Origin of the sequence: Peribacillus folii (assembly GCF_030271255.1) — a bacterium.
GTDB lineage: Bacteria > Bacillota > Bacilli > Bacillales > DSM-1321 > Peribacillus.
The window spans coordinates 50,199-62,140 of record NZ_JASJOM010000014.1 but is presented as its reverse complement, the minus strand read 5'-3'; the positions used below and the strand labels follow the sequence as shown (position 1 = coordinate 62,140).

The window sequence follows — 11,942 nt, the reverse complement described above, 5'->3', positions numbered from 1 at the left end:
ATTGTATGGTTTTTTTGTGAATGTTATGATAATGCAAATCTTGGATCGTTACAAGAATAGAATCAGCATTTTGGAAAGAGAGGTTAGATGATATTGCAAAATAGTGTAAAAGAGTTGAAAGGCCAATCGAATAGGTTGCAAAGCTATATTGATTCTCCTGAAAAACAACAACAATTATACAAACGAACGTTACTGGTTGTTGTCATATCCCAAATTTTTGGCGGAGCAGGACTTGCAGCGGGGGTGACAGTTGGGGCATTGCTGGCACAGGATATGCTGGGTACAGATAGTGTGACGGGAATTCCTACGGCGTTATTCACGTTAGGGTCAGCGGGGGCTGCGCTGCTAGTGGGGCGTCTGTCCCAGCGCTTCGGACGCCGTCCAGGACTTGCGGCGGGATTTTTTGCAGGAGGCATCGGTGCCGTTGGCGTGGTGATCGCAGCTTTAACAAATAGCATCGTGCTGTTATTTGCATCACTGCTTATCTACGGCGCCGGGACGGCGACAAACTTGCAAGCACGATACGCAGGAACGGACTTGGCAAACTCGACCCAAAGGGCAAAAGCGATCAGCATGGCCATGGTTTCGACGACATTCGGTGCCGTGGCAGGACCGAACCTGGTGGATGTCATGGGGGAGTTTGCTGTATCAATTGGAATTCCAGCTTTAGCTGGTCCATTCATATTAGCTGCGATAGCTTATCTACTTGCAGGCTTCGTTTTATTCATGCTGCTTCGTCCTGACCCCTTCATTGTTGCAAAAGCAATTGCAGCTGCTCAAAAAGGAAGCAGTGATTCACCTTTGAATGGAAAGGCCGATTTGCTATCGGCAAACAGGCGGGGCATTTATGCAGGAGCTGCAGTAATGGTTTTAACCCAATTCGTCATGATTGCCATCATGACGATAACACCCATACATATGGGCCACCATGGTCACGGGTTAAATGAAGTGGGGCTTGTCATCGGATTCCATATCGGTGCCATGTTTTTGCCTTCGTTGGTGACCGGTTTTCTTGTTGATAAAATGGGCCGTGGCGTTATGGCGATTGCTTCTGCCCTTACGTTACTTATTGCCGGCATCTTAGCTGCTCTTGGACCTGCTGATTCGATGATGGTGCTCATCATTGCACTTGCCTTGCTTGGGCTAGGCTGGAATTTCGGTCTGATTAGTGGCACAGCCATTCTTGTGGATGCCACCACTCCATCCACCCGGGCTAAGACACAGGGTTCTGTAGATGTTTTGATTGCATTGTCGGGCGCATTGGGCGGAGGCTTATCGGGAATGGTTGTAGTCCATTCCAGCTATGCAACGTTATCGATTGCTGGTGCCGTGCTTGCCTTACTGCTCATTCCGTTTGTCCTTTGGGCAGGTAGCGGTCGATAGGAAAAAACTTCTTCAGGACTTCAGCATATTGACAAAAAATAAAAAAAGATATCCCTTCCCATTGTTTAACCAAAGCATTATGCTTAAAACTATCATTCTTGCATAATAGGAGGTTCATGATGCCAAAATCATGTGAAAATCCATACCTTACAAAGCCAGTTTCGACATCACCGCCGCCACCGTTTACTCAGCTGTATTTGCTTATATATAAAACAGATTAAGAATCTGCGAAATATATAAGCTGTTTCGCAGATTCGAAGGAGTAGACGATGAAATCTAGCATTCAGTTTATCTTATCAATGATCATCTTTGGTACGATCGGTTTAGTTGTAAAATTCATTGATTTATCCTCGAGTGAAACAGCTTTGCTGAGCAGTTCGATCGGGTGTCTTTTTTTAGTGTTCGTATTTGTAATGATGAGGAAGCCCATTCCTTGGAAATTCGTAAAGGGCAATGCTCTTCCCCTGTTTCTTTCCGCGTTCGCTTTGGGAGGGAATTGGATTTTTCTTTATCAATCCTATGAACACACAACACTTGCGAATGCAACATTGGGTTATTATTTTGCACCAGTCTTTGTCATGGTTCTCTCGCCATTCATACTGAAAGAGCGATTGCCAATCAAAAAAGTGGTTTGCATTGGCGTAGCGATAGTCGGTATGTTATTGATTATCGGAAACGGTATTGGCGCCTCAGGCAGAGAAGATCTGCTTGGGATTCTTTTCGGGCTGATCGCGGCTGCATTTTACGCCGCCTTAATGTTATTGAATAAATTCATTAAAGGCATCGACATGTTGGAGATTACCATCATTCAGCTTGGCACCACTGCCTTCCTGCTCTTGCCTTATGTATTTTTTACAGAGGGGTTGGGTATCTTGGAAGCACCAAGGACTTCCCTTCCGTTTGTGCTGCTCTTAGGGGTTGTTAACACAGGTATTGGTTTTTGGTTGTTTTTTTCCGGAATGGAAAATTTAAAAGGGCAAAGCATGGCCATGCTAAGCTATGTGGATCCATTTGTAGCGATCCTGATATCGGCTGCATTACTACAAGAAAATATGACAACCGTTCAAATCTTTGGCGGCACACTCCTGTTAGGCTCAACCTTTGTAAGTGAATATAATTTCATTCATGTCCGTAAAGTTTATGCGAAGATCTTAACGAAATGAAAATAGGGCAGTGGGGGAACTTCCTCCCTGCCTTTTATCCCGTTCAAGTAAAAGGCCGGGTTTACCGTGTGGTACGATATGTCCGCTATCCATCAATGAAACCTTTCTAGATAAAATATTGTTTACTCGTAAAATTCATGCAAATCAATCCGGTTCGGAAAGGGGTTTTAGACAGGATGCTTTTTTTAAGAAATGTTCAAGCTGCAGATTTAGAACAGCTTTTACTTATTGAGAATGAGGGGTTTTCCATGGAAGAAGCCGCCACAAAGGAAGCATTTGTGGACAGGATCAAGCTGATCTCCGACACCTTTATCGTGGCAGAAAAGGAAGGGGAAATCCTTGGTTATATTAATGGTCCCATCATTGATCAGCCTTATATAACGGATGATCTTTTTGAGGAAATCAAAGAAAATCCGAAAACAGGAGGCTATCAGAGCATCCTCGGGCTAGCTGTGTCCAAGAATGCCAGACAGCAAGGAATTGCGAAGACTTTACTGGAGAAAATGGAATCACTTGCAGAAGAACGTGATAGGAAGGGAATCACTTTGACCTGTAAACAGGAACTGGTTCCTTTCTATGAAAAATTGGGGTTTGTTAGCCATGGCCTATCTGAATCGAAACATGGCGGAGTCAGCTGGTTTAACTTGGTCAAAATTAGAGAAGGAAGTGCCAGGTAGAACTGTAACTATCGTTGCGGACCGCCTGTAGTCATTGAATTCCTTAGCTCAAAAAATAGGTGAATCCAGCATAGTTTTGCCTCCCATATTTCCTGTGGGAGGCTTTTTTATGTGCCAAAAAGGGAACTTCATCCTTCAGTTTTCACCGGGAAATCAAAATAGTTCAGGGTGGGTGACGGGTATTAATGCTCGATTACGGGATTTCATAGGTAAAAATATCAAAAAATGAATAAATATATTCCCTTTTTTAAAAAATGGTTTACAAAGATTCATTTTGTTGGTAATATTTGTTTTAATAAATAATTTGAAAGATTCAGTTATTTATCATTTCAAAAAAGCAGTGAAAAATTTAGGAGGAGAGATAAATAAAATGGAGGCAACTGATTACGAATTAAAACCGAAAGTGAAAAGTTTTTTGAATGGTTCCATTGGTCTTTACATTAACGGGGAATATGTACCAGCAGGTAGTGGGAAAACATTCGATGTCATTAACCCAGCTACCGAAGAAGTAATCGCACAGGTTAGCGAAGCACAAACCGAAGATATCAATCTGGCCGTGCAAGCTGCGAGAAAAGCATTCGATGAAGGCGATTGGCCGGAAATGAAAGCGGCTACACGCTCACACCTGCTTTATACGTTCGCGAATCTTCTGGAAGATAATCGTGAAGAGCTCGCGCAGCTCGAGTCCCTTGATAACGGTAAGCCATATAAAGTCGCGTTGACAGATGATGTGGATGGATCCGTTCAGCACTTCAGGTATTATTCCGGTTTCGCAACGAAAATACAAGGAAAAACGACACAGGTATCACCGGAATATGTGAATTACACTGTGCATGAACCTGTCGGGGTCGTAGGCCAGATCATTCCTTGGAACTTTCCCCTTTTGATGGCTGCCTGGAAGCTGGGATCGGCCCTGGCTGTCGGGTGTACGGTCGTGATTAAACCGGCAAGTGAAACACCGCTTTCCCTACTTTATATAGCAGCGCTGTTCAAGGAAGCGGGTTTTCCAGACGGTGTCGTAAATATCGTACCTGGATCGGGCCGAGTTGCTGGAGAAGCGATCATCACTCATAAGCTGGTGGACAGATTGTCGTTCACTGGATCGACTGCTGTCGGAAAAGAAGTCATGAAGAAAGCGGCAGATCAAATCAAAGGAGTCACGCTCGAACTAGGCGGTAAATCACCTGCAATCATCCTTGAGGATGCCGATCTGGAAGAAGCGATTGAAGGGGCATTCAATGGCACGATGTACAACCATGGACAAAACTGCAGTGCTTGTACACGCATCTATGTTCATCGTAAACATTACGAGCAGGTAGTGCAGGCATTGGCAGAACGTGTGAATATGTTGAAACTTGGCCCGGGAATGGATCCGGAAACGGATATGGGTCCTCTCGTCTCGGCAAAACAGCAACAAACGGTTCTTGGCTACATCGAGCAAGGGAAAAAAGAAGGCGCACGCCTTGTTACGGGAGACGGAAAAGCATTCGAAACAGGCTATTTTGTTCAACCAGCGATATTTGCGGATGTAGAAGATGACATGACCATTGCGCGTGAGGAAATCTTCGGTCCGGTCATGTCGGTTTTGGTCTTTGATACGGTTGAAGAAGTCATTAGAAGAGCAAATGATAGCGATTATGGTTTGGCAGCCAGTGTTTGGACAGAGAATATTAAAACGGGTCACTACATTTCCCGTAAGCTCCAAGCAGGAACGGTTTGGATCAATGACGTTGGCCTTGAGTGGGAGTCCATGCCCTTCGGCGGATACAAGCAATCCGGTATTGGACGCGAAATGGGCGGGGAGTATGGCTTAGAGAATTACACGGAAGTGAAAAGCGTGTATGTGAATATGAAACGAAAGTAAAGGGCGCATAACCATTTTAGATGAATGCTATGAAGCCATCATTCGGCAGTGATCCGGTTACTAACTTTAATGAGGAGGATGAATATGTATAAACCATTTGGAATGATCCCAGCTTTACCAACACCAATGAACGAGGATACGAGTATTGACTATAAGGGGCTTGAACGACTGATAGATCATTTGATAGATGGAGGGATGGACTGCCTGTTAGTGGGAGGGAGTACGGGAGAGTACTCACTAATGAGCATGGAAGAACGAAAAGCAGTGATTAAATTCGTATGTGAAACAGCAAACGGAAGATTGCCTGTCATGGCCGGTACAGGATGCCATCGAACAGAGGATACGCTTGAACTTACTAAATACGCAGCTGAAGTTGGTGCAGATTGTGCCCTGGTCATTAATCCTTATTATATGTCTACCAGTAGACAAGGGATTATTGATCATTACAAGGCAGTGGCAGAAAACTCGAGCATTGGAATTGTAATCTATCATTATCCAGAGGCAACAGGTGTCGAACTTGATCCAGAGTTAATTAATGAATTAAGTCAAATCGATGGAATCGTCGGCATTAAAAATACTGCTGATGGACAGCATACTTCGAAGCTTATTGCATTGACTAAAGACAACCGAAACTTCGCGGTGCTTACCGGGTTTGAGCATTTAATCTTACCTACATTGGCTTTAGGAGGACAGGGTGCCGTTGGAGTGGTCCACAACCTGGCTCCGAAAAAAATGGCAAAACTATATGATTTGATCGTAAATGAAAACAACTTAAAAGAAGCCACTAAATTAAATCAGGAACTGCTAGATTTATATAATGCTATTGAAGAAGAAACGATTCCGGGGACGGTAAAGGCAGGCTTGGAAGTACTAGGATTATCAGGGGGACCAAGCAGAGTGCCGTTAGTGCCTGCCACCGATAAGTTCAAGTCAAGAATTGAGTCGATATTAACTGAATTAGGGGAACTAAAATTGGAACAACTTTAATGGAGAATGATCATTATACAAGGGCTGGGAGGAAATCCAATGAAGGATGTAATTATAATAGGCGGTGGACTGGCTGGTTTGTCTGCTGCCTGGCGCCTTAAACACCATGACATCGTACTTTTGGAATCCGATGACCGTATTGGCGGGCGTGTACGATCTGAGCGCCGAGGGGATTATTGGTTAAATTGGGGCGGACACCTATATGCCGGAGCTGGTTCAGCGACGGATGAATTATTTCAATCTGTAGGAATAACGGCATTACCTGTCCCTGGAATTCTTACTGCCATGTCGTTGAATGGGAAGCTGCTTTTAGATGGTCCGGTCGAGCTGTATCCATTTCGGGCCCCGATGTCATGGAAAGCTAGATTGGCCATGATCCGTGCAGGCGCGAAAGTGCGTGCAGCTGTCATCAAGTATGGAAAAATGGCAAAAAAACGTCCGGGAGAGGATTATAGAGCTCGACAACAGCGGATTTTAGAATTTATGGGAGATCGAACCTTTGCCCAATTCACTGGAGTATTGCCGCCAGATGCTGATGCCATTTTTAGACCTACTGTCAGCCGTTCGACTGGCAGTCCCGAGACAATGACTGCAGGATCAGGTGTAGGATATTTCCACACGGTATGGAACAAAGACGATGGGTTAGGGAGAAATATTGTCGGGGGAGCATCAACGCTTACAAACACGATCGCCACAACATTAGGGGAACGGGTCCAACTGAAGGCAATCGTTTCAGAAGTTCTTCAGAAAGAGGACTCTGTTGTTGTGAGTTATACGCAAGATGGCGTGAAGCATGTGGTGGAAGCACGTTATGCCGTACTCGCGACCCCTGCCACGATTACAAAAAACATAGCGAAAAACATTGACCCGGAACTTGCAGACGCTCTTGGTAAGATTAAATATGGTCCGCATGTCAGTGCAGCATTTTTAACCAATGAAACAGCCCCTCAGGTTTGGGATGATGTATATTCATTTGCAACGCCTAAAAGGTCCTTTGACATTATTCTTCATCAATCCAATCTAGTCCGTTCAATAGAAACCGAAAGACAGCCAGGCAGCAGTCTCATGACATTTTCGCCGGGGGAAAGCGGGCGCCGGCTAATTGATAAATCGGAAGAGGAAATCCTTCAAATCTATTTGAAAGATTTAAATGAAGTATTTCCTGGCTTTAGTGAGCATGTAGTGGAGGCACATGTAGAAAAATTCCCGTACGGATCAGCCTATATTTTCCCAGGCCGTGCCGAAATACAACCTATTTTGACAAAATCTGCGGGTCGATTATTTTTGGCAGGTGATTATTTAGGCTCCTATTATACGGAAACGGCCATTCAAACAGGATTCACTGCAGCCCAGAGCATCAATAGCTTCCTGGATTTCGAGGTCCCTGCATCCCAAAAGGAAAAGAAATTCAAGACGGCAGTATCCAATTAAGTACTGTGATAATGCCGAGAAAACCAGGTGAACTCCTTCATTGGTATGAACCGGCATAAAAATGCAAGCGTTATCAACCAAAGTGATATTTCGCTAGTTCGACCTGATGAACCGAAGTGAAATTCTTTTGATAATAGGGGGGAATTTATGAATAAAGTCCGTACAATGGATGAACTGCCTTTAAGTAGATTCCATTATAAAATGTTTGCCTACGCCAGCGGGAGTACATTCATCGATGGGTATATCATCGGAATCATCGCGGTTGCGCTTTCCGTCATGCAGTCCCAATTCGATATGTCTCTAACCATGATGGGTTCGATTGGAATGGCAACCCTTGCGGGGATGTTTGTTGGTGGGGTAATAGGGGGCTATCTTACAGACCTAATTGGCAGGAAGAAAATGTTCGTCATCGATATGCTCATCATGGCTGTTGTTTCGATTCTTCAGTTTTTTATCAACGATCCCATTCAGTTAGTCATTTTACGATTTATTTTAGGAATTGCAATAGGAGCAGATTACCCAATTGCAGGAGCCATGATGGCGGAATTTTCCCCGAAAAGAAATCGTGGTTCCTTGCTTGGCGGGCTTAATGGACTCTGGTTTGTCGGTTATGCCAGTTCCTACTTGGCCGGTTACTTTTTGTTATCCATAGGCGATGCGAGCTGGAGATGGATGCTTCTAAGCAGTGCGATTCCAGTGATCATCATGCTTGTCGCACGTTTGAACATGCCGGAATCCCCTCTATGGCTGGCTAGCAAAGGAAGAGAAAAAGAAGCAAACGCCATCGTTCAGAAAATATTCGGTGATCATGTCATCATGTCCCGCGAACCAGAGACTAAGGAGAGAACCTCCTTTCTCGATATGTTCCGAAATGGTTATGGAAAATGGATATTTTTCGTCTCGGCTTTCTGGTCGCTTCAAGTTATTCCTACATTTGGGATAGGAACCTATATCCCTGAGATCCTTGCACAATTTGGGTTCGCCAATGGAACGAGGGAATATCTGGGGGCTGCAGTGATAAATATTATTTATCTTGTCGGCTTGCTTCCTGCTCTTTACTTGATCGAAAAATACGGAAGAAGGCCTACACTCATTGTTCCGTTTTTTGTATCTTCCATTTCTTTATTCGTACTGGGAGCAACCTCTGGGCTACATACATCGTTTGTTTTCATCTTAGTTCTTTTTATCATATATGGTACGTTTAACACTGCAATGGGAGCTCATGATTGGATTTATCCTAACGAGCTTTTCCCCACCCATATCCGGGGGACGGCAATGGGCTTTATAACAGGCGTAACCCGTCTTGCCTCTGCCATTAGTACCTTTTTCTTTCCATTCATTTTAGATACCTTTGGTTTGGCAGCTACGTTGTACATTTGTGGTGCTTTGTTTTTCATTGGGTTTTTAGTCTCTCTTTTCATGGCCCCGGAAACCAAGAATATGAGTTTAATACAAACCAGCACCATCAACAAAACCAGAAATAAAGGACATGACAGCTTCGTATCTCAAAAAAATATTAATTAGAAAAAGCGAAAACGTGTTTGGACGAGCCCATATCCGCACCTTTTAACGGCTGGTTTTTCCACTATATAGGGCGTAAAAGAGGAAAATCGATTCGTTGCAGCGTATAAGCAATAGATCGATCATTTTAATGGATGTAAAGTCATCTTCCTTTTGCGGATAGGTGGCTTTCATCTTGCTTACGCTGGATGGTTTCAATATTTAATGGAAATCGGTCGATGAAATCAATCTTTAAAAGAAGGGAGGGAGGATATGAAAATACGGTCGGACCTGAGAGTTTACTTGATTACAATTGCTGGTGCGGCATGCTGGGGGCTTATAGGTTTATTTATTGCCCCCTTGTATTCTCACGGCTTCACCGCTTGGGACGTAGTGGCCATTCGGGGTGTCTTCACCTTTGTGATCTTGATTTTAATTATGGCAATTTTTTATCGTAAGCAGTTACGTACCAGATTAAAAGACCAAATCTTTTTCGCTGGGGCGGGCATCTTTAGTATTGCCTTATTCAATTTTTTTTACTTTGAGGTTTTTTCGCAATCGAGTCTATCGCTTGCAGTCACACTTCTATATACAGGTCCCTTGTTTGTAACCATCCTATCTCGGCTCTTTTTTAAAGAGCCATTGACCATTAGAAAAGGCTGGGCACTTGCTCTTGCCATTACAGGTTGCGCATTTGTTGTAGGGCTTTTGCCATTCGGGCAAGATAGTATCCCTTGGAACACGTTGTTAATGGGGATTTTATCCGGCTTTTGCTATGCATTGTACAGTATTTTCGGTAAACCTGTAACGAAGCGTTATTCTGCGTTGACCATTACCACGTACACATTTTTTTATACGAGCATTTTCATGTTATTGACAAGCGACATAATAAGAAAGACTGATGAATTTCAAGAGGCGGATGTTTGGATATCAGCCGTATTGTTAGCGTTGGTATCGACGGTAGCGGCTTTTGTTTTGTACACTTCAGGCCTAAAGCATTTAGAAGCTAGTAAGGCTTCCATTTTAGCTACGATAGAACCCATCGTTGCAGTCGTAACTGGAGTGCTTTTCCTTGGGGAACAACTGCGGGGATGGCAGGTGTTAGGGATCGCTTTGGTTTTGTATTCGGCAATTCTTGTCGCCGGAGGGCGCTCCAAGATTAAGAAAGGTATAAACATACAAGGATGAATGGTTTTGACAGGTCCATTCCGCAATCCCCATAATAAGTTAGACCACACTTAAGGCATGAATCCGGTAATCCGACGGGCTCATGCCTTTTAATATATAACGATTCGTCGGTGATTAAAGTGAACAATCATATCTAATACGAGCTTGCATCCTACGGAAGGGTCCTTTGAAATCCTCCCATTTTTTGAATATAAGATATAATGGACCAAAGATGAATCAATTTAGGCGGATAAGCTATAAAAGAATGTGAAAAGGGGATTTGAATGAGTTTATATAATCAAACAACAACCATTACTAAAATAGTTGATGTTAAAGATTCTTTGCCCAAAAAACAAAGACAGTTATGCGATTATATTTTGAAGAATTATCAATCAATGGGCTTGATAACCATCAAAGAGCTGGCCAATCATGCTAATGTAGGAATTTCGACTGTCATGCGTACGATAAATGCCTTAGGGTATGAAAATTTTAACGACCTACGAAAAGATATGTATGATGAATCAGTGCCTTCCGTCTCGAAATGGGCATTGAAGAGGTCGTTTACGGAAATACAACAAGAAGGAGGGAAGGTTCCGACTCTAGTCCAGGTATGGAAAGAATCGGTCCATTTATTAAATAAATCTTTAAATCCCACATTACTGGAAAGCTTCGAAAAGGCAATTGATTGCATTGTAAACTCAAGTTATATCAATATTTTGGGTACTAGACCGTATAAAGCGACCGCGCTATATTTCGAACTGCTGCTTGGGGAGTTTTATCCTAAGATAAGGCAACTAGGCCATGATACTGAAGTGATTTACGATAGGATCTTGCAATTCGAGAAGGATGAAACGTTAGTGGTGTTTGCGTTCGAACCGTACACTAATCGGGTGATCGAAGCTGTTAAGCTGACCTATGAACTTGGCCACAAAATTATATTGATAACGGATCATATCTCATGTCCAATTATTACATATGCATCTGTCACAATGAAGGTGGAGGTCAGTGAAGAACAATTTTCAGTCATCCCGATTATGGCTTTAATCGATGCATTGGTAATCGAAATCGGTAAAAGATCATCTGAGGAATCCATCCAAAAATTAAAAAGACTTGAAAAAACCCTTATAGAAAAGAATATAACGTTTACGTATTAAAACATGATCCGTCTGGAAAAAATGGAGAATTGAATAGTGATTGACAAAAATCAATAAAAGGGCGAAAACTGCATCTGTACGAGGAGCTAATCCTTCCGTTTCCATGGATACTTTTGAAAAGGCATTGTTACATGTAAATATTGATGTGGACCCTATTTATCTGGTCCAACTCTTGAGAGACCAATGTTTTATGTAATTGTCTCTTGGAACATTAAGCTGCTGAAGGCATAATGAGCCACCTTCGTTGAAAATTCACCAAACATGCGAATATCTTTAAAGTTGAGGCCTCTCACGATTTACTTACGGGAGGTTTTTTCTAGTTGATGAAAGGGAAACTTCATACATCCAGTTTCATAGAAAGACAGGCATATAGTTCTTGCCGATGAGAACGTCCGGATTTTAATTTAGCGAAGTAAAGTTTTAAAGCGATCATGTTTAACAGGGGCATACAAAGTCCGTGCTACAGCTTGAATCCTGACACCAAGCCTAATGGGAGTGTTTAAATAATCCTTCGAATAAGTGCAGTGATTGTCCGACTATGAAACTAAGAGCTATCTATATCTTGCAGAACATATTATAATTAAAGGAAATAATTTTGTAAAAAAAAGGCAGGCAA

At 42.9% G+C, this 11,942-nt stretch carries 9 protein-coding genes; all 9 read left to right on the top strand.

What is annotated here, in order from left to right:
* Positions 1–87: 87 nt before the first annotated feature.
* The 9 genes from QNI08_RS19845 (at position 88) to QNI08_RS19805 (ending at position 11,326) form a co-directional block, all read left to right on the top strand.
* Positions 88–1,383 carry an MFS transporter gene (locus QNI08_RS19845; protein ID WP_285769111.1) on the top strand — a complete coding sequence of 432 codons (1,296 nt, stop codon included), beginning with the start codon at positions 88–90 and terminating at the stop codon, positions 1,381–1,383.
* Positions 1,384–1,652: 269 nt separating this feature from the next.
* A complete protein-coding gene (locus QNI08_RS19840; protein ID WP_285769110.1) occupies positions 1,653–2,546 on the top strand; it encodes a DMT family transporter in 894 nt (297 codons plus the stop codon).
* Between the two features lie 176 nt (positions 2,547–2,722).
* Positions 2,723–3,223: a GNAT family N-acetyltransferase gene (locus QNI08_RS19835; RefSeq protein ID WP_285769109.1), complete on the top strand. Its 501-nt coding sequence runs from the start codon at positions 2,723–2,725 to the stop codon at positions 3,221–3,223.
* Between the two features lie 370 nt (positions 3,224–3,593).
* Complete coding sequence (locus tag QNI08_RS19830; RefSeq protein ID WP_285769108.1) at positions 3,594–5,087, top strand: aldehyde dehydrogenase family protein; 1,494 nt, start codon at positions 3,594–3,596, stop codon at positions 5,085–5,087.
* Between the two features lie 84 nt (positions 5,088–5,171).
* Positions 5,172–6,074 (top strand): 4-hydroxy-tetrahydrodipicolinate synthase, encoded by a 903-nt coding sequence (dapA, locus tag QNI08_RS19825; protein ID WP_285769107.1) that lies wholly within the window; start codon positions 5,172–5,174, stop codon positions 6,072–6,074.
* Between the two features lie 39 nt (positions 6,075–6,113).
* On the top strand, positions 6,114–7,505 hold the full coding sequence (locus tag QNI08_RS19820; protein WP_285769106.1) for a flavin monoamine oxidase family protein: 1,392 nt from the start codon (positions 6,114–6,116) through the stop codon (positions 7,503–7,505).
* Positions 7,506–7,652: 147 nt separating this feature from the next.
* Positions 7,653–9,029 carry an MFS transporter gene (locus QNI08_RS19815; protein ID WP_285769105.1) on the top strand — a complete coding sequence of 459 codons (1,377 nt, stop codon included), beginning with the start codon at positions 7,653–7,655 and terminating at the stop codon, positions 9,027–9,029.
* A 249-nt stretch (positions 9,030–9,278) separates the two neighbouring features.
* A complete protein-coding gene (locus QNI08_RS19810; protein WP_285769104.1) occupies positions 9,279–10,193 on the top strand; it encodes a DMT family transporter in 915 nt (304 codons plus the stop codon).
* A 263-nt stretch (positions 10,194–10,456) separates the two neighbouring features.
* The gene (locus tag QNI08_RS19805) at positions 10,457–11,326 is read left to right on the top strand and encodes a MurR/RpiR family transcriptional regulator (RefSeq protein ID WP_285769103.1); all 870 of its coding nucleotides are present in this window, start codon (positions 10,457–10,459) and stop codon (positions 11,324–11,326) included.
* Positions 11,327–11,942: the final 616 nt, after the last annotated feature.